This window comes from Caloramator mitchellensis (genome assembly GCF_001440545.1).
GTDB classification, from domain to species: domain Bacteria; phylum Bacillota; class Clostridia; order Clostridiales; family Caloramatoraceae; genus Caloramator; species Caloramator mitchellensis.
On the sequence record NZ_LKHP01000011.1, the window covers coordinates 47042 to 67204 of the forward strand.

The 20163-nt window shown below is 33.2% G+C and carries 16 protein-coding genes; 3 read left to right on the plus strand and 13 right to left on the minus strand.

The window, feature by feature from the left end; translation table 11 throughout:
- Positions 1–255: 255 nt before the first annotated feature.
- Positions 256–1125, minus strand: coding sequence for a tRNA 2-thiocytidine biosynthesis TtcA family protein (locus ABG79_RS09235; RefSeq protein WP_057979191.1), 870 nt, complete (start codon positions 1123–1125; stop codon positions 256–258).
- Positions 1126–1474: 349 nt separating this feature from the next.
- On the opposite strand from ABG79_RS09235, the gene ABG79_RS09240 reads away from it, so the two are divergent.
- On the plus strand, positions 1475–2497 hold the full coding sequence (locus ABG79_RS09240; protein WP_057979192.1) for a branched-chain amino acid aminotransferase: 1023 nt from the start codon (positions 1475–1477) through the stop codon (positions 2495–2497).
- Positions 2498–2932: 435 nt separating this feature from the next.
- Here the strand turns inward: ABG79_RS09240 and ABG79_RS09245 are convergent, their stop codons facing one another.
- Positions 2933–4687 carry a DUF4153 domain-containing protein gene (locus ABG79_RS09245; RefSeq protein ID WP_057979193.1) on the minus strand — a complete coding sequence of 585 codons (1755 nt, stop codon included), beginning with the start codon at positions 4685–4687 and terminating at the stop codon, positions 2933–2935.
- Positions 4688–4850: 163 nt separating this feature from the next.
- On the opposite strand from ABG79_RS09245, the gene ABG79_RS09250 reads away from it, so the two are divergent.
- Together ABG79_RS09250 and ABG79_RS09255 are read left to right on the plus strand one after the other, a co-directional pair.
- A complete protein-coding gene (locus tag ABG79_RS09250) occupies positions 4851–6551 on the plus strand; it encodes a methyl-accepting chemotaxis protein (protein ID WP_160318232.1) in 1701 nt (566 codons plus the stop codon).
- A 145-nt stretch (positions 6552–6696) separates the two neighbouring features.
- Positions 6697–7155 (plus strand): chemotaxis protein CheX, encoded by a 459-nt coding sequence (locus ABG79_RS09255; RefSeq protein ID WP_057979195.1) that lies wholly within the window; start codon positions 6697–6699, stop codon positions 7153–7155.
- A gap of 216 nt (positions 7156–7371) precedes the next feature.
- Here ABG79_RS09255 and ABG79_RS09260 read toward each other — a convergent pair whose 3' ends face one another.
- The 11 genes from ABG79_RS09260 to ABG79_RS09305 all read right to left on the minus strand — a co-directional run bounded on the left by ABG79_RS09260 (position 7372) and on the right by ABG79_RS09305 (position 20056).
- Positions 7372–8544 carry a sugar ABC transporter permease gene (locus tag ABG79_RS09260; protein WP_057979196.1) on the minus strand — a complete coding sequence of 391 codons (1173 nt, stop codon included), beginning with the start codon at positions 8542–8544 and terminating at the stop codon, positions 7372–7374.
- A gap of 11 nt (positions 8545–8555) precedes the next feature.
- Positions 8556–10076, minus strand: a complete 1521-nt coding sequence (locus ABG79_RS09265) for a xylose ABC transporter ATP-binding protein (RefSeq protein WP_057979197.1) — start codon at positions 10074–10076, stop codon at positions 8556–8558.
- Between the two features lie 83 nt (positions 10077–10159).
- Positions 10160–11245 (minus strand): sugar ABC transporter substrate-binding protein, encoded by a 1086-nt coding sequence (locus ABG79_RS09270; protein ID WP_057979198.1) that lies wholly within the window; start codon positions 11243–11245, stop codon positions 10160–10162.
- Between the two features lie 176 nt (positions 11246–11421).
- Positions 11422–12498 (minus strand): sugar ABC transporter substrate-binding protein, encoded by a 1077-nt coding sequence (locus ABG79_RS09275; RefSeq protein WP_242859325.1) that lies wholly within the window; start codon positions 12496–12498, stop codon positions 11422–11424.
- Positions 12491–14047, minus strand: a complete 1557-nt coding sequence (locus tag ABG79_RS09280; protein ID WP_057979199.1) for a response regulator transcription factor — start codon at positions 14045–14047, stop codon at positions 12491–12493. The genes ABG79_RS09275 and ABG79_RS09280 overlap by 8 nt, the downstream gene beginning before the upstream one ends.
- 14 nt (positions 14048–14061) lie before the next feature.
- On the minus strand, positions 14062–14805 hold the full coding sequence (locus ABG79_RS12685; protein WP_242859326.1) for a sensor histidine kinase: 744 nt from the start codon (positions 14803–14805) through the stop codon (positions 14062–14064).
- 64 nt (positions 14806–14869) lie between these two features.
- Entirely contained in the window at positions 14870–15553 is a 684-nt protein-coding gene (locus ABG79_RS12690) for a cell wall metabolism sensor histidine kinase WalK (protein WP_242859327.1), read from the minus strand.
- Entirely contained in the window at positions 15534–16571 is a 1038-nt protein-coding gene (locus tag ABG79_RS09290) for a substrate-binding domain-containing protein (RefSeq protein WP_057979200.1), read from the minus strand. The genes ABG79_RS12690 and ABG79_RS09290 overlap by 20 nt, the downstream gene beginning before the upstream one ends.
- Before the next feature lie 153 nt (positions 16572–16724).
- Positions 16725–17651: a galactose-1-phosphate uridylyltransferase gene (locus tag ABG79_RS09295; protein ID WP_057979201.1), complete on the minus strand. Its 927-nt coding sequence runs from the start codon at positions 17649–17651 to the stop codon at positions 16725–16727.
- A 15-nt stretch (positions 17652–17666) separates the two neighbouring features.
- Positions 17667–19064 carry a glycosyltransferase gene (locus tag ABG79_RS09300; RefSeq protein ID WP_057979202.1) on the minus strand — a complete coding sequence of 466 codons (1398 nt, stop codon included), beginning with the start codon at positions 19062–19064 and terminating at the stop codon, positions 17667–17669.
- 23 nt (positions 19065–19087) lie between these two features.
- The gene (locus ABG79_RS09305) at positions 19088–20056 is read right to left on the minus strand and encodes a carbohydrate kinase family protein (RefSeq protein WP_057979203.1); all 969 of its coding nucleotides are present in this window, start codon (positions 20054–20056) and stop codon (positions 19088–19090) included.
- Between the last annotated feature and the right edge of the window lie 107 nt (positions 20057–20163).

Sequence of the window (20163 nt, forward strand, 5' to 3'; positions counted from 1 at the left end):
CCTAGGATTAATTTCATACCTTTATTCATATCTCTAAATAAATCTTTAGTTTATGAAGGTATGCTCAAAATATATCCTAGGGCTTAATTAAATCATGACGTATCATATAAGATACATATCAATCATGTCAAGCAATATTTTCTCTGTTTCTCCAATTTTTAGTCATTGTTCATATAATTTTCAGCGCCAGAATATAGGCAATCCTCTACAGCATCCATATCCTTCATCGCTGACATTATAGAGGTATTTTGCTCTCTACTCATTCTCATCATAAAAATCCAAAAACGAATACTTTTTTCCCTTGTTCTGCCATCCTAAAATTGCTTCCATATTTACATTTTCAGCAGCTTTAAAAATAGATTTTTCAACATCTGGGAAGTCCTTTTTAATATTTTTAATAAATTCCTTTATCTCATACCTTTTGTTTCCAATCTTTTTAGCCGCCACCATACAAGCGCAATTCAATGGCCAGATTCCTGTATAATTAGTAAATTGCTCGATATGATGCTCTTCAATATAATACATAGGCCTTATAAGTTCCATGCCTTCAAAATTTTGTGCCTTTAACTTTGGCATCATTGTTTTGAAGTTCCCAGAATAAAGAACATTTAAGAGCGTTGTTTCAATTACATCGTTATAATGATGCCCAAGAGCGAGTTTGTTGCATCCTAATTCCTTTGCTTTATTATAAAGTGCACCCCTTCTCATTCTTGCACACATATAGCACGGATAGTCCTTTGCTATTCTATCAACGACTTCAAAAATCTTTCCGTCAAATATATGAACAGGTATGTTAAGATATTTGCAATTTTCCTCTAAAAGCTTTTTAATATCTGGATGATATCCTGGATCCATAGCGATAAATTCAACTTCAAATTTAATCTTATTGTGCTTTACAAGTTCTTGAAAAAGTTTCGCCATAAGCAAGCTGTCTTTGCCCCCGGATATCGCAACAGCTACCTTATCTCCATCTTGAATTAAATTATAGTCGCTAATAGCCCTTACAAATTTTGAATATAATTTATGCCTGTATCTTGTTATTATGCTTCTTTCAATTTCTGAAAGAGGTTTTCTTTCGCCTTCCGGAACAAGGACAGGACATGTGCTTTGAATACTATTATCCATCTAATCACCTCTGATACTTAATTTATAGCTCTATAACCTTTTCATTAAACCCGTTATCCCCAACAATATAGCAGCTTTTATTCAATAGGTTAACAGATTAAACTAAATAATATAACTTATGATAAAATATCTGCTTTTTTATTATACCTATCAGTTATTATATAACATAACTAGGTCTTTTAAAAGTTAATTTAATTACCAGTCAATGATGTTAAAGAATTATCAGCTTTCTATAATCTGAATTTTATAATTTTGCGCATTATTATTTTATTACTTCAATATATGTTATATAATAATATTAGGATTATGCTACAACATTCCCCCAAAAAATTTATATTGAGGTGATTAAATGAAACAGGTTAATCTTGAATGGGGCAAACTTGGATTCAACTACATTAAAACAGACTTTAGGTATGTTTCTATTTGGAAAGATGGTGAATGGGATGGGGGAAAATTAGTAGAGGACAATAAGATATGCATAAGCGAAGGTTCAACAGCTATACACTACGGACAACAGTGTTTTGAAGGTCTGAAGGCATATAAAACAAAGGACGGAAAAATACAATTGTTCAGGCCTGATCAAAACGCAAAGAGAATGAACCAAAGTGCAAGAAGACTTTTAATGCCTGAGATTCCAGAAGAAAAGTTCATCGATGCGTGTATTCAAGTCGTTAAGGCTAATGAACATTTTGTGCCACCATATGGAAGCGGTGCAACTCTTTATTTAAGACCATATCTAATTGGTATCGGCGACAATTTAGGAGTTAAACCAGCACCAGAGTATATGTTTTCTGTTTTCTGCTCACCAGTTGGACCATATTTTAAAGGCGGTCTCGCTCCAGTTAACTTCATGATTTCAGACTATGACAGGGCTGCACCTCATGGAACAGGAGCTGCAAAGGTCGGAGGCAACTATGCAGGAAGTATGCTACCGCATGAAATTGCAGTAAAAAGAGGGTTTGCAGACTGTATATACTTAGACCCTGCAACACATACAAAAATAGAAGAAGTAGGAGCCGCAAACTTCTTTGGAATTACAAAAGACAACAAATTTGTTACACCAAAATCACCATCGATACTGCCAAGTATAACTAAGTATTCACTTATGGACGTTGCAGAAAAATATCTTGGTATGGAAGTTGAAGAAAGAGACGTTTACATTGACAAATTAGATGAATTTATAGAAGCTGGTGCCTGTGGAACAGCTGCTGTTATTACTCCAATTGGAGGAATTGAATACAAAGGGAAACTTCACGTATTCCATAGCACTACAGAAGTAGGTCCAATAACAAGAAAGCTTTATGACACGCTTGTCGGCATTCAATTTGGTGATGTTGAAGCACCAGAAGGGTGGATTGTAGAAGTTAATTAATAAGTGCCTGTCACTTTACTTCTTGATTTGTTTGACAATCTAGACAAGCACCCAAAAATATTAATGGTTTGTTTAAAAAAGCTGCCTCATATAGGGCAGCTTTTTTAATAAGTATTAATTATTCGCTATATATTCCTAATTTAAATTTTAAACTTTTATTTCAAAATAATACTCAAAAATAATTTAAATTTAATCAGTTAAAATGATTTTTTTATTTTATTTCAATGAGCTTATTGATTTCGCTTTATAACTCCAAAGTTTCTAAAAAATATTATTCACTATATTATTTACTAAGGTTTATACTTATTTAAGACTTCTTTAAATTCTTCTATACTTAAGATAACCTATTTAAGCCTTTAATTTTATTAACACCAAGGTTAATTTTTCCTGTCCAAATTGCTAAACAATTCAAGAACTCAAGAAATCAAGTGAATGTCACTTAATAGTGACAAACACATAGAATTCGTAGCCTTTGCCGCCTCTATTAGTATCAAGGCCCTGCTCAAGATCGGTCTTTCCAATGCTGATAAAGTTGAATTGAATCTTTACCTTTATAAACTGATTCTCATCAACAAAGCTCATTTCATCAGGAGAAAGGGTATGCTTATTTGTAATAACATCTTTGTTCTTTTCGATTATCTGTTTAACAACTAAGTCCAGGTCTTTTGAGTAGATTTCTTTTCCTTTATCAAGAATCCTTACAACTGCAGTATCATAGTCATATTTTACTGCTAAACCATTATAAGTTGCATTATCAAGCATGTATCTTGTATCAAGGAAGTAATCGTAATCTTTTATATCAAGTGATCTGTAGTTCGGATCCCTTTCTATTGTATAATACTCAATTGGATATATATATCCGCTCTGGCTTTCAAACCCAAACACAGTTTTCATATCCTTTATTTCAAAATTGTCTGGAAGATGCTTAACATCCTTTAGTGAATGGTTACGTTCAAAATACTCAAGTATCATGCTTATTTGTAGTTTATCTTCTTTACTTATATTAGCATTGGGGACTACTTTGCCATCCTTTAGCATTTGATTTTTAACCAATATAGATTCAAACCTTTTGTTCTGGCTATATTTTGATATGCTGAAGCTGCTCAAAGGTCCAAAGGTTGATATAAGTATTACTAAAGCAAGTGTAGTCGGAATTACAATGTTTATTAATTTTCTTGTAAATGCAAAATATATCATTATCAAGAATACCCATATCCCCATAACAAGGACATAATATCTGTTTTCAGTAATTCCATACTGATTGATTCTTATTCCAATCGATACAAACATCATTACAAGTATTGGAAGTATAACCTTGGGAATAACCTTCAAAAATATTCTTGCCCATTTGTTTTCCTCAATAATTGGAGTTATAAAGAATAAAACAGCCGTTACTATAATTGAATACCATAGAACAAGGTGGGAGACTATTCCCTGTGGAAAAACCCTTGTTATCAATATTTTAAAAAAGTAAATATATAAAATGGTAGTATATGCACTCAAAAGAGGCATTACTATATAAAGAATCAATACCTTAAATAACTTTATAAAGTTTTCCTTTGTAAATTCTTCATGTTTTAATGGAACATTTGCTAAAAAATAAGTAGGTGCAAACACTAATGCAACAAGTAAAAATGTATAGTAATATATTTGAGACTTAATATTAACACCCAAAAGCTGATCAATTGTAAATAATATTGCTGCAAGACCTAAATACAGAACACCTGAATAAAGAACGGTCGTAAAAAATGAAGCGAATATTTTAACAACATACATCTCAAAGTTTTGTCTTTTCGGCCAATATGGTATGAATACAAAAGCTATATAAAACATTAAATTTGTTGCAAAGAATCTTGACATTGTTACCATCTTAAAGTCTTTTATAAACATGAAGTAGTAGGCTAATACAAAAATAGCTCCGATTGCATGATAAATTATTGCCCTTTTATTGCTCTCTTCCTTTTCAAGAATCATCTTTATGCAAAGAGACAGCGCCATACCAATTGCTATTGCCATAGCGATTTTGCTTAATGTATCGGTATTGTAAACTCCTCCTGTTTTAGTTTCAAGCTCTTGAATAGTAATAAGCAGTATTGCAAGAGCTGTTGAAAGAATTATTGTTACAGGGAACCTTCGCGTGCTAAGATAAATTGCGGAGAGGATGTTTTTAATGTGTTTTGTAATGTTCATAAGAATTCTCCTTTACTGTTTCTTTATATAAGTATAACATAAGTTGAGGATATAAAGAAGTTTGAAATTTCTTAAAAAACAATAAAATCAAAACCTTAGGTGGAAGAAATATAGTTAATATGTTATAATGTTTTTAATTGTTGTAATATTGGAGGAAAAGCAAATGAAAATAAGCAGATTTGGAAAAAACATCATAAAATTAATTGCAAAAATTTCAGCTGCTTTTATGATTATTATGTTTCTGGCCTACGCTTTTGTTTTCTATTCTGCATTAACTAAACTTCAAGGTGAAGTATTATCCACTGCAAAAAAAGCTGCAACACTTGTTAATGGAGACAAACTAGAAAATGTATGGATAAGTAATAATATGAATTCTCCAGAGTTTAAAGAAATTCAGGAAACATTGATTCGAGCTAAAAGCGAAAGCACCGCAAAATTTATTTATAGTCTTTATGTTGATAATGATAAAGTTTATTTCATAGTTGATGGCTCTGTCGAAAATGCTGCTGCATTGGGTGAAGAATACATATTGAAAAATGAAATGGTTAGAGCAATGAAGGGTGAAGCATCAGTTTTAAAAATCCCTATAAAGGATAAATGGGGAACGTTTATATCAGCCTACGCTCCCATCAAAAACTCAAATGGGAAAATAGTAGGTATTGCTGCTGCTGATATGGATATCGCAGTATATGAATACATAAATACCAAGTTATTAATATCTATGATATATATTTTATTGTTTTTAATATTAATTACTAGCTTGATTGTAAATAACTATTCTAAGAAAGTAGTATCGCAAATAGATAAGGCACTTTTAGGTATAAATACTCTTTCAACTGGAGATCTAACTGTCAAATTAAGTGCAAATACAAAAGATGAAATTGAAGATATTATTAATAAAACTGATGAATTCAGGGTAACAGTTAATAGTATTTTATCCTCAATAAAGCAAAACTTCATAAAATTGTCCGAACATGCAAATATTCTGTCAAGTATATCATTTGAACTTTCAAAGGCTTCACACGAAGTTTCAACTTCAATGCAAGGCTCAAGCTGCGAAGCAGAAAATCAAAATCAGAGCATTGAGCAAATAGTTGAATTAACAAAAGATTTTAACACCAACCTAGAAAAGGTAATAAACCTTATTCAAATTATTGATATTGATGCAAGAAACATGGGCTATCTTGCCGACAACGGAAATAATAATATTAAGTCCTTAAATTCTTCAACTGAAGAAGTAAACTCAAATTTTGACATGGTTTTAAACAATATTGAAAACCTTGATTCAAACATAAGCAAAATTGGTGAAATCTCAAGTTTGATAAACAGCATAGCAGAACAAACAAATCTTCTTGCATTAAATGCTGCTATAGAGGCTGCAAGGGCAGGGGAATCTGGAAAAGGATTTGCCGTAGTTGCAGAAGAGATAAGAAAACTTGCTGAGAAATCAAAAGAATCAGCTCAAGACATAAATGAGATAATAAATTCCGTTGCTTCTGAAAATAAAATGGTTGTTCAAAATGCTAACAGAATGAAGGGTATACTGAAAAAACAACATGAAATAAATGATAATACTGCTAATATATTTAAAGAACTTCTACAGACAATCAATAGCCTATTACCAAAAATAAATGAAGCCTATAACAGCGCATTTGATATTGGCAACATGAAGAATCAAATACTTGTTAACCTTGAAAAATCATCAGAAAATCTAAACAAAATTTCAGATGCAATATCGGAAATTGCAGCTACTTCTGAAGAATTAAATGCTTCCTCAGATGAGGTTTCAAACTCATCTGTAAAATTAAAGCAAATGTCCGAGGAAATGTTGGCTCAAATCAGCAAATTTAAACTTGAAGATTAAACAATTAAATAGTATATTAAAAATAAGCACAATATATTTCAACATTATTCGATATATTGTGCTTTATTTATTATTAAATAATACATAATAAACTATACTTATCTTAATAATAAGAATATAAACACTCAGCATTGGAGGTTTTATCATGAACGTTGAATATATAAATCCATTTTTAGAATCATGTAAATCGGTCTTACAACAACTTGGTAATATAACCTTTGAACCTGGAAAATTATTTTTAAAGCATGGCATGCAGGATACTCAAGAAGTTGTAATTACAATTGGCGTTGCAAAGGATGTTCAGGGAAATTTTATAATGAACATAGATAAAGAAACCGCTCTTAAGATTGCTTCGGTAATGATGGGTGGTTATCCTTGCACTGAGCTTGATGAGCTGTCAACTTCCGCTGTATCGGAACTTTCAAACATGATTGCAGGAAATGCCAGCACGCATTTTTTTGAAAAAGGTAAATCCATCGATATAACTCCACCACTTGTCCATGTAGGTGAAAAGGCAAAGATTAATTATGCACTTCCTACTGTTTGCGTTCCATTAAAATTGTCCATAGGTGGAACCATAGAGATGGATTTGATGATTAAATAATGGCTTATGGCTGAATTTTCCATTCTTGAACGTCTTAATTTCTACTCATAATATATTAAACTACTTAAAAAGAATAATTTTAAATGTTTGGCTAACAAAATAAATAAAAATCTAAGAGCTACCTCTTCTGAGGTAGCTCTTAGATTAACGCATTAATTTTAGATTAACTTGTCCTAATTGTCAAACAAATCAAGAAGTCAAGAAATCAAGTGAATGTCACCTTTTATTTCTTGTCTTAACGTCGAATATAACTGCTGCTGCAAGAACAGCACCTCTGATTATATATTGATATGAAATTCCAACTCCCATAAGATTCATACCGCTTGTTAACGATGACATAACAAATGCACCGATTATTGAGCCGGTTATTTTACCAACTCCACCTGCAGCTGAAACTCCTCCAACATAAGCAGCAGCAATTGCGTCAAGTTCAAACAACGTTCCTGCTGTAGTTGTAGCTGACTGCAAACGTGCGCTATACAATATTCCTGAAAGTGCAGCAAGTGTTCCCATAGAGCCAAATACTATTAGGGTAATCTTGCTAACATCAATACCGCTTAATTTTGCAGCTTCTGGGTTACCTCCAACTGCATATATATGTCTTCCAAGGGTTGTTTTTGTTGTAATGACATGATAAAGCGCTGTAACAATTATAACAATTACAACAGTCCATGAAAGCCCATTATATCCTGAAAGTATGAATGTTATATAGGCTATTATCGCAGATACAAAAACTAATTTTGCAATAAACATCTTATATGAAACAACTTCAAAATTATATTTCATTTTATTCTTTCTTGTATTAAATTCGCTCCATACATAGAATAATATTGCCATGATGCCAAGTATTATTGTTAATACATGGACTCCTTTAATATTCGCAATGTCTGGAATAAACCCATTTCCAATTGCATTGAAGCTTGGATTTGGAATGATTATAGTTCCTGTTTTTTCTGTTGCAAGAAGAAGTGCTCCTCTAAAGACAAGCATACCTGCAAGTGTAGCTACGAATGCTGGAATCCCAACATTAGCAACAAGGTATCCATTAAATAAACCTATTAAAAGCCCTAATAAAAGAGCAACTATTATAGCCACGATTACAGGAACATTAAACTTTGTTAATAGAATAGCCACAATGGCACCTAAGAAACCAGCAAGAAATCCTACCGACAAATCAATATGTCTTATCACTATTACAAGCGTCATACCAACTGCCAAAACTGCTACATAACCAGTTTGATTAATAAGATTGCTTATATTTCTTGAGGAAATAAAAACCCCATTAGTTGCAATTGAAAATATTATCATAATTACTGCAAGCGCAATATACATTCCGTATTCACGAATATTTTGTTTTAATAAACCCTTAAATTCATTAAAAAAACTCATAACAATGCCTCCTAATCAGTTGCAAGTTCCATTATTTTTTCCTGAGTCGCCTCTTCGATTGGTAATTCACCCACCATCCTACCGCCTGACATAACGTAAACCCTATCGCTCATTCCAAGAACTTCTGGCAACTCAGATGAAATCATTATAATACTCATTCCCTGTCTTACAAGCTCATTCATCAATGTATAAATTTCATATTTTGCTCCAACGTCTATTCCTCTTGTTGGCTCGTCCAATATCAGAACCTGAGGCCTTGTGAATAACCACTTACCAAGTGAAACCTTCTGCTGGTTTCCACCACTCAAATTGCCCACCTTTTGTTCTACGCTTGGCGCCTTTATTTTTAAAGATGCCTTATATTCATTAGCAACTTTAATTTCCTCATTTTCATTGATAAAAACTCTATCTACAAGCTCCTTTAGATTTGCAATGCTTATATTTGATTTAATATCATCTATCAAAATAAGCCCATTGCCCTTTCTATCCTCAGTAACATAGGCAACTCCCTGTTTTATAGCATCCTTTGGTTTAAGGAATTTGTGCTTTTTGCCGTTAACATATATATCTCCCTTTACTTTGTATCCCTTTGGGTTTCCAAATATGCTAAGAGCAAGTTCTGTTCTTCCTGCTCCCATAAGACCCGCTATTCCAACTATTTCGCCTTTTCTTACGTTGAAGCTTACATCCTTCAATATTTCTCTTCCAAGGAATGGATCATAGGCACTTAAATTCTTTACTTCAAGAACCTTATCTCCAAACTCCTTTATTTTTCTTTTAGGATAAATATCGTCGATTTCGCGTCCAACCATATGCTTTATTATTATATTTTCAGATATCTTCTCCTTTGTTGCGTCCATAGAAGATATAGTTTTTCCATCTCTTAAAACCGTAATAGAATCAGCAATAGCTGTTACTTCCTTTAATTTATGTGAAATCAAAATACAAGTAACACCCTGTTCTTTTAATTCCCTAATTAATTTAAGTAAATTTTCGCTATCATCTTCATTCAAAGCAGCAGTTGGCTCGTCCAGAATCAATAGTTTAACGTTTTTACTAAGAGCCTTTGCAATTTCAACAAGCTGCTGCATCCCAACTCCTAAATCCTTAACCTTTAAAGAAGGGTTTATATTGAGCCTTACCTTCTTGAGCATTTCTTTAGCTCTTGCTACAGTCTCATCCCAATCGATAAATCTTCCCTTTTTAATTTCATGCCCTAAAAATATATTTTCATAAACAGTAAGTTCAGGAATTAGAGCAAGTTCCTGATAAATAGTTACGATACCAACTTTTTCGCTGTCGTATATATGATTAAATTTTTGAACCTTTCCGTCAAATACAATATCACCTGAATATTCTCCGAAAGGATAAACACCGCTTAAAACCTTCATAAGCGTTGATTTTCCTGAACCATTTTCTCCAACTAAGCAGTGTATTTCTCCCCTTTTAACCTTAAAGTCAACATTATCAAGTGCCTTAACTCCTGGAAATGTCTTTGTTATATTTCTCATTTCTAAAATATATTCACTCATATACTGCTCGCTCCTTGAAAAGACGTTTATTTGACAAATGAATAGTGATAGCACATGCTACCACTATTCATATTTTTAGTCTATTATTTTAAGCCTGTGAAATCTGATGCATTATAGTATCCTGAATCAATAAGAGCTGACTTAACGTTATCTTGAGTTACAACTATAACTTCTGTTTGCTTTGCCTTAACATCAATCTTGCCGTTGTTGTATGAACCAGTTGTTTGTGGTTCCTTGCCTTCTAATAAGTCCTTTGCCATTCCTATAGCGTCCTTAACAAGTGTTCTAACATCCTTAAATACTGTCATTGATTGTTTTCCATCGATGATGTATTGAACTGATGCCTTTTCAGCGTCCTGTCCAGTTACCTTATAGCTTGTAACATCCTTGTCAGCTGCAAATGCGTCTGCTATAGCACGAGCTGTTCCATCGTTTGGAGCAAGTATAAATACGTTACCCTTGTCTTCCTTCTTAGCTGCTGTTAAGTGAGCTTCTGCCTTATTCTTAGCTTCATTGAAGTCCCAGTTAGTAGTTACTTGTCCTATAATCTTGCTCATTTCATCACGAGTTAATTTTGGCTTGTTTTGAAGCGCTACTGCTTCGCTTGAGTTCTTTATAACGAATGTTCCGTCTGCAATCTTTGGTTGAAGAACATTCCATGCTCCTTCAAAGAATAAGAAAGCGTTGTTGTCTGAAGCTGCTCCAGCATATAGGTAAAGTGGATTTCCCTTTCCTGTTGCTTGGTCAACTAAGTATTGAGCTTGAGCTTCTCCAACTGCTATGCTGTCAAATGTTACATAGTAATCAACAGCATCTGTATTAGTTATAAGTCTATCGTATGATATAACCTTTATTCCTTCCTTCTTAGCTGCTTCTACTGCTGCAGCTGCTGCACTACCGTCCTGTGGACAAATAACAAGAACCTTAATTCCCTTTGCAATTAAAGCATCAACATTTTCCTTTTCCTTTGCTGATGAACCTTGGCTGAAAAGAATTTCTACTGAATAGTTTGTGTCCTTTAAAGCATCCTTAAATCTTGTTTCATCTTGAACCCATCTTGGTTCATCCTTTGTAGGAAGAACAATACCTACGTCAACTTTCTTGCCACCGCATGCTGTTAAACCTAACATCATTACAGCAACCATAAGTAATGCTAATAATTTTTTCATTTAATTGACCCCCCTGTGTTTAGTTTTGCTAATTTCAAATTTTCTGCAAATTAGCTTCATCATAATTATTACACACACAAGGGGGGCTTGTCGCTGGACGCTTTTGTCTATTTATAGTATAAATTAGTCATTTATTAATTTTTAATTTTAGAACAGTAAATTTTTGCTGTAAAATTTTACTGTTTGGTATAAACCTCTTCTTTTAGATGAAAACCGTCCCTTATTATAGTTTCATCAATATTGTTCCTATCAACCGAGATAGGCTCAAGAACATAATACGGGATATAATATTTGCCATCGAATATTCTTTTATCAATATTAAGAGGCTCTTTTTTAACAAGCTTAATCGCACATTCAATTGTTGCTTCTGCTAATTTTTCAATAGGCTTATAAACTGTCATAAGCTGTGTCCCTTCAACTATTCTCTGACAAGCCCAAAGGTCGGCATCCTGTCCTACAACATAGGTTTTTCCAATCTTTCTGTGCTCTGATAAAGCTTCAATTGCCCCCTCTGCCAAACTGTCGTTACCACTTATTACAGCATCGATTTTTAAATTTTCCTGCAGCCTCTCGTCGACTACCTTAAAGGCATACTCTTTTAGCCAGTTAGGCGCCCATTCTTCGCCTATTATGTTTATTTTGCCGCTTTCAACGTATTGTTTTAATATATTGTCATAACCTTCCTTTATCATCTTTGTGTTATAGTCATTGCTGGCACCGTTTATAATCAATAAATTCCCTGATTTCATCTTATTTAATATCGCCTTAGCCATCAGCTCGCCAACTTTAACATTGTCAAAGCTGATGTAAAGATTAACATTAGAGTTTAAAACCAATCTATCATAGGAAATGACAGGAACTCCCTTTTCCTTTGCCATTTCAACAGCAGCTGCTGCCCTCGTATAATCATTTGGAACCAGTATTAAAACATCTATACCCTGCTCTAAAAGATATTTAACCTGCTTCAACTGGTCCTGGTCGTCATTGTTGGCGTTTTGAATTATTATCTCGGCATCGAGTTCCCTTGCCTTTGTCATCATAATGTCCCTATCTTTTATCCATCTTTCTTCCTTTAGTGTTCCAAGTGAGAATCCTATTTTTATTTTATTATCATCCTCAATATTTATTTTAGAATTTCCTGATAAATATAAATTGGGCTTGGACAATTTAATATAAATCATAGAAAATTCAATCAAGAGAACAAGAAATAAAACAATTATTATTGAGTTTTTAAGAGCCTTATCCCTAACCAATTAAATCCCCCCTTAATCCCTTTGACATTCTGAATTCTGAAGGGGTCATTCCTGTAACCTTTTTAAATATCTTGCAGTAGTAGTTAGGGTCGTTATATCCTATATTCTGACAAATCTCCTTTATGCTTATTTTTTGATTTGACAAAAGCTGAATTGATTTTTCAATTCTAAGTTCTGTTAAGTAGTCAACAAATCCCTTTCCTATCTCATCTTTAAATATTTTGCTAAGATAATGGTAGCTCAAATTAACGCTTCTGGCTGCATCGTAAAGCGATATATCCTGATTATAGTTTTTATTTATAAATTCAAGAACCTTTGCAATTATATCATCAACATGTTCCTTTTTCTGATTTTGTATTTCTGTAGAAATCTCGTTAATATACTGAATAAACTGATTTCTCAACTCAAGTGTGTTTTGAGTTTTAATAATCGATAGAATAAACATCTGTTTGAAATTATTTCTATCTTCAAGTTTATATGGTAGCATTTTATCCATATTAAATGCCAGCTCGATTAGTTTAGTTTTTATCTTATCTACATCTTCACTATATATAAAGCTATATTTGATGAAAATTTCATTGAATATTTTTCTCGCCTCTTCAAAGTTTCCTGTTAAAATGCTGTTTGAAAATGCTGTTTCAAGGTGCAATGGAAAATCGTCGCCAGCGTCTTTAATATATATTTCATCAAAATACACAATATTCTTACCATTGTTTATTGTCGCTGCAATATATGCCTCATTGCTGGATTTGTTGAAATTTTCAAGTTCATAAACCCTTCCAATTCCTATTTTGTATTTTGTATTTGTCACAGTCTTTAATTTTTCCTCAATTCTTTTCCCAACATCCTTTTGGCTTGTTTTTTCTTCATAGGGAATAAACGCTACAACTCTATCAGACAAAGGATTTCCAATAAGGCAAGTTGTTATGCTTTTTAACTTTATTTTGAATAAATCGTAGAAATTCTGCCTTTCAAATGGGTTTGAGGAATTAATCATAAGGCAAAGTGCATATCCTTTTTTAAGGTTCATATTAAATACATTTTCATAAAATGCAACATCGTTTAGTGTTCCTATATTATACATTTTATAGGATACAAACTGTCCCTCTAAAAATGGGACAATCCTATCGATTCTTTCCTTCAGTTCTACCTCATTTAAAAAGCTTTTCCTTTTTTTGTCAATAGCAGAGTTTAGATTATTGATAGTCTCAACAAGCTTAGCTTTGCTTACGGGCTTTAAAAGATACTCAAAGACTCCTAAACTTAAGGCTTCTTTAGCATAATCAAAATATTCAAAGGCTGTAAGTATAACAAAGTATACATCATTATTTGTATTTTTAATCTGCCTTATCGCCTCGATTCCATTTATCCCCGGCATGTGTATATCCATAAAAACAACATCCGGTTTAAGGCTTATTGCCTTTTCTATAGCTTCCCTTCCAGTGCTTGCTGTTCCTATAATGTTTATATCATCAAAATTCTTTTCTATTATCATCTTTAGATAATCTATAACAAGGTATTCGTCGTCTGCAATCAATATATTAAGCACCTTTTATCTCCCCTTTAATAAATAAATCTTGGAATTTTTAAAGTAACCTTTGTTCCCTCATCCAATTTGCTCTCAATGCTTATCAATTCTTTTCTTGGGATGTTGAATAAAATTTCCAGTCTCTCTAATACATTATTCATACCAATTCCAGTTATATGCCTCTTATTCAACGCCTCATCATCTGAAGAAATAATCCTCTTGACGCACTCATCATCCATTCCCGTTCCGTTGTCTATTATCTCAATAATCACGTTATAGTAGTCTTTATAAACATTCAGGTGTATTTCTCCATTGCGTTCTAAGTTTTGAAGCCCATGAATATATGCGTTTTCAACTATTGGCTGAATTGTTAACCTCGGCACTTTTACTTCAAGCGCATCTTCGTCTATATCCGTAAAAAATTCTATTCGACTTCCAAAACGTATTTTCAAAACCTGCATATAATTTTTTACATGTTCTATCTCATCCTTTAACGGAACAAGGTCCTCTATATTTTTTAAATTATATCTAAATAGATAGGCTATATTTTCAATAAATTCAGATGATTTCTCTGCCCTTTCAATCATCGCAAGCTGTGACGCCGCATTTAAAGTATTAAATAGAAAATGAGGATTTATTTGCGATTGAAGAAATTTTAGTTCTGCCTCTTTTAATAGGCTGCTCATTTTTAGGTTCTGAAGTTCCTGCTCCTTTAGTTTTTTTTCAACCTCGGCTTGATTTTTAAGTTCATCTATATAATCGCGAATGCTTCTAACCATTTTGATAAATGCACCAGCTAGAATATCAGTCTCATCCCCTGTATGGGTTTGGGTAAGTTCAATATCAAATTCTCCCTCTTGCTATTTTTTCAGCTGAATGAGAAAGGTCTGATATAGGTCTTGTTAGATTGTAGGTTGAAACAACTGCAATATATAGTGCAAGTAAAATTGAAATAAATATCGCAAATAGATTAAGGTATGTTATAAACCTCATATTATTGTTAATATTCTGATACTTTTCAGAACCGCTTCTTAATTTAATATCCATCAACTTGTTGTTATATTGATTTATATACTCGCTAATTTGAATTGACCTTTGAAAATTTGCTATATACCTGCTGCTTATTCTTCCACGTTTTGCTGAAATGGCTTTATCAGTTTCAAGCATAAGCTCGTCCAGCATATTTCCAATATCCTTTAATATAATTTTATCGCTTTCATTTTCAATTGAACGGGGAATCTGCCTCGATATCTCCTGTAATTTGTTGTAGTAGTTATAGTAATTTAGAAGATTTTCAGATGATGCCGATGTTAAATATTTTTCAAGCTCCGTCATAAGGGAGTTCACATTGTTTTTCAGGTTATTAAGATAAATATAGTCTTCTATTATTTTATTTGTATTATATAATACCACCCTTGCATTGTAATAAGAAAATAGTCCCGTTCCGCTCAGAAGTATTATTATGAATATAAAGTATATAATAAGCTTTTTTCTTATCCCAAAAAACTTAAAAATCTCCTTGTTCATAGCTCTTCTCCCGTTTCAAAATATTCTTCCTCATCTCTTCTAAGCTTTTAAATTCATCAAGACCATCCTTTGTGATTACCTTTATTTCAGTATCTATAAATGTTGGAACGCTGTTGCCCCTTTTTATATTATAAAGAGTCTTTACGCTGTCGTATCCCATTTTATAAGGGTCGCTTGCTACCGTCCCATATATTATCTCCTTTTCGATATATCTTGTTATTTCCTCTGAGCTGCCATATCCAATTAATATAATCTCTCCAACTTTATTTCTGTCTACTATAAGTTGAGCTGCTCCTAATGTGTCTGCAGAACTTACCGTAAAGATTGCATTTATATTTTCATCTGATTCTATTATTTTTTGTGTAATCTCCTCTGAGCTTAAAATGCCCATCTTTGAAGTATATGTTTTAACTATTTTAATATCCTTGTAGTCCTTTAAAGTGCTAAAAAAACCATTCATCTTTAAATTGTTTTCAATAATGTCCTGATTTGAATCGCTGTTTGTAATTATAGCAACATTACCCCTTCCGTTAGTTGCCTTTATTAAAAGTTCTGCTGCCCTTTTACCTATCTCATAGCTGTTAGTCCCTGCAAATGCATATCTTTTGCTTTTATTAGCGTCGTTTTCAAATGTAATTACCGGAATCCCTTTGTAATAGGCTCTATCAATAGCGTTTGTGAAATCCTCCGTTCCAACAGCATGGGTTATTATCCCATCCACCCTTGAGAGCGTTGCTATATCGATATATTTCAACTCCTCATTCCGGTCATTAAACCTTGGAGCACAAAACTCAATTACTACATTATAATCTTTAGCAGCAACCTCTGCCCCCTTTATTACCTCTTTCCAGAATGGGTCAACTGAGTTTTGAACAATAAAATAAAAGTGAAATTGAGGTTTAGAAACTGTTGATATTATACTTCTGTCATCAAGAAGCAAAAGAGCTACACCTGATAATATTACAAGTATTGAAAGTATTAATATAGCCTGTCTATATAAATATCGCAAAATATTCATCCCAATGCCCCCAGTCAGAATTTTCTCAGAATTAATTATAACATAAAATTAAAGTGCCCGCCTCTTGACTTTTGATATTTTAATCGTAAACAGATAAAGCCCCATGATAGATGCGTCTTTAAATCTATCATGGGGCTAATAAATCCATCACAATTAGAATGCCAAGATGCAGGCACTTGTTTCAGGGGAGACAATATTGGTAAAAAGACCTGTTGCAATTTCAAATCCTGCATGTATGCTAAGCCTTGGGCAAATTCTAACTTGGTAGTGGTAGTACTCCTTCTCTTCTTTTATAAAGTCAAAATATAAATTGTAGGGAACATCTCCTACATTATTAATTAAACTTTTTATTGTTTCTTGAATAATATCGCTTAGTTTTTCTATTTCTTCATCGTTCATATTAAGCAAGCTGCTCCTATGCTCTAAAGGTAAAATTGCAATTTCATATGGATATATTGAAGCATATGGAGAATAAACAATAAAGTCATTATCAAGGTGAATTATTCTTTTTTCATGCTGAATTTCATAATTAATAGTTTTACAAAGAAGGCATTCACTGTTTTTTTCAAAATATTTTTTACTCTTTTCTAGAGTTCTATTTATCTTTTCCGGCATTTTATTTATTGCTATTATCTGTGAATGGGGATGTTCTAATGATGCCCCAGCTTCCTTTTTATAGTTCTTAAATAGTTGAACATATTCAACATCATCTTTTTGATACAACATTTCACTAACTTTAACAAAGGCTTTTGTAACATTTAAAAATTCTTCTTTACTCATTTCGTGGATGTTCCTGCTATGATGCCTTCCTTCTATTAAAACATAGTGATATCCTTTTATCTTACCTTGGCTATTTAATATTGGAAATTTATTTTCAACAACCCTTACATTCCAGTTTTCAGAATCCCTGTAGACCTCTGGAGGAGTTAATTCCTCATTTCCACAACAAAATGGGCAGTTTTCTTTAAATGAAACATTGACTTTTTCCTGGCATGTCTTAAAATCCTTTGGTCTTTTTGACCTGTTTTCTACTATAAGTATTTGCTCTTTTGTTATTTCATTTAACCTTAACTCTGCCATTTTTACCTCCCATTTTTAAACCAAAGTATGTTTCTGCCCGTATACAAAATTACAAGCAGAAGAGATTATCTCTAAGTAACCCTTTGCAGTAGCTCTCCATGTATATTTTTCCTCTACTCGCTTTATTCCAAGTCCCCTATACATTGCAAAATTGTCAATTGCAGTATGAAGCCCCTTTGCAATGTCGACAGGGTTTTCAGGGTCAACAACAACTCCATATTTTCCGTTATCTACAGTTTCCAGTGTTCCACCGTTTTTAGTTACAACGGCAGGAAGCCCTGCATACATCGCCTCAATTGGCGCAAGTCCGAATGGCTCGTAAAGCGCAGTCAAACAAAATACAGAACCCTTTTGGCTAAAGCACCTATATGCAGAAGCAAGCTGTTTTTGTCCATTAATTGGAAACATGCTCACCTTTCCATAAAGGTTATATTCCTTAATAATTTCCATTATTTCATCCATTATTTCCTTTTCCTCTTTGTTAAGGCTTGAGTAGTTCTCAAATGGATTTTCTACTCCCCTCAATACAATAACAAGATTTGATTTTTGCTGCAGAGCTTTATCCTTTGCAAATGCTAAAACTGCACCTTTGTGATTTTTCTTTCTATCAAATCTTGATGACAGCACTATGCAGGGTAGATTAATCCTATCCTCATTCAAATCTCTTATTAAATAATTATTTATATATTCCTTGGTTTCACTATCAAAATATTGTTCTTTATATGTGAATACATCGGTATTTACTCCCGGAGGAATTACTTTGAATCTATTATCATCGTTTACATCTACAGCACCTTTATAATAAGGATGACTATACTGGCTAAATCTTTCCTGTTCTGTAGAAACGATGTTCACTAAAGATTTATTCATAGCAATCCTCTCGGCCTCAATTCTTTTTGTAAAATTATATCTTTTATCAAACTCTTCGATATTATCCTTGTTTACGCCTAATTTGTCCATCTTTTGTGCCCCCAGCGAATGTGCTGTAAATGTAAATGGAATTCCCCATTTTTCTGAAAGAACTGCTGCTGTAAGCCCTCCGTCTCCATAGTGTCCTGTTAGTGCATCGCATTTTTTACCTTCTTTTTTATAAAAATCTATTATCCCGTCTACAAATTCATTTTCAAGATAAGGCCACAATTTTTCCTTTGGCAAAAATTTATCACCACCAAAAGGAATCCTTACAACCCTTACGTTCTCATTTCCATGATAAATTTCTACATCCTTTGAAAACTCTGGCCAGTCCTCGTCAATTATCCTTCTTGTAATTATATCTACCTTGACTCCCATTTCTCCAAGCGCAAGCGCAACTTCCTTTACATAAACAAGCTGTCCTCCAAAATCCGGATGCTCCGTCCAATGGCTATCGTTATTATCAAAATTGCCCTGTGGATTCAAAAAAGCTATTAACATGTAACTCCCCCCTTAAGTGACATTCACTTGATTTCTTGAGTTCTTGAATTGTTTGTCAATTCAGCCAAGCATTCAAGCGGTGCAATTGCTCCAACATACTTTAACTTAAATGCGCTAACTCTTTGTCCAATTTCAACTGATTCCAATATGCTTCTTCTGCTTGTTATCCCTGCGTAGAATCCTGACCAGAAGGCATCCCCTGCACCCGTTGTATCCACCACTTCAGTTGCAAGGCTTGCAAGTTTAAATTTATCTTTACCATTTGAAACTATAATGCCATCCTTGCCAAGTGTCATTAACACTAACTTTGCTCCAAGTTCATGAAATTTATCTATCTGTTTGTCCAAATCATCCCTTCCAAAAATCCTTTCTGCGTCATCTTCTGAAGGTTTTATAATGTCAGCGTATTTTATTGTTTTCTTAACATATTCTCTTCCAAATTCTCCATCTTCCCAAAGGTCGGTATGAAAATTAGGGTCAAACGAAATTATACAGCCATTTTCCTTTGCCACCATTAACAACCTTTCTATTGTTTGTCTTGAAGGCTGCATAGATATAGGCCATGTTGAAAAATGAAGTATCTTTGAATTTTTAACTGCTTTCTCCAAATCACTTGAATACTCAATCAAATAATCGGCACCCCTATAAAAGATAGCCCTTGGGCTGGATTTTGATTTGGTTACAAAAACCATGCTTGTTGGTTTCTCAACTCTATTTACGAGGGTTGTTTCAACTCCACTTTTTTTAAGCCTTTCGAGTAGAAAATCACCAAGCGCATCTCGTCCTACTGATGACGCTATGATAGAATTTATACCAAGCTTCCTTGTATTTATTGCAATATTGGCTGGAGAACCTCCAAAATGCCTTATAAAGGTATCGCACTCAAATCCATCGCTGTAGTCCTTAGAAATCATATCGATTAAGACCTCTCCTACTGCGATTAAGTCATAATTTTTATTTTTTAAGTCTATTCTCTCATTTAGCCCAACCATTTTTATACCTCGCTTTTTATTACTTAATAGAACCCGAAACCATACCCTTTATGATGTGCTTTTGGCCAATAATAAATCCAACTATTATTGGTGCAGCTGCCATCAAT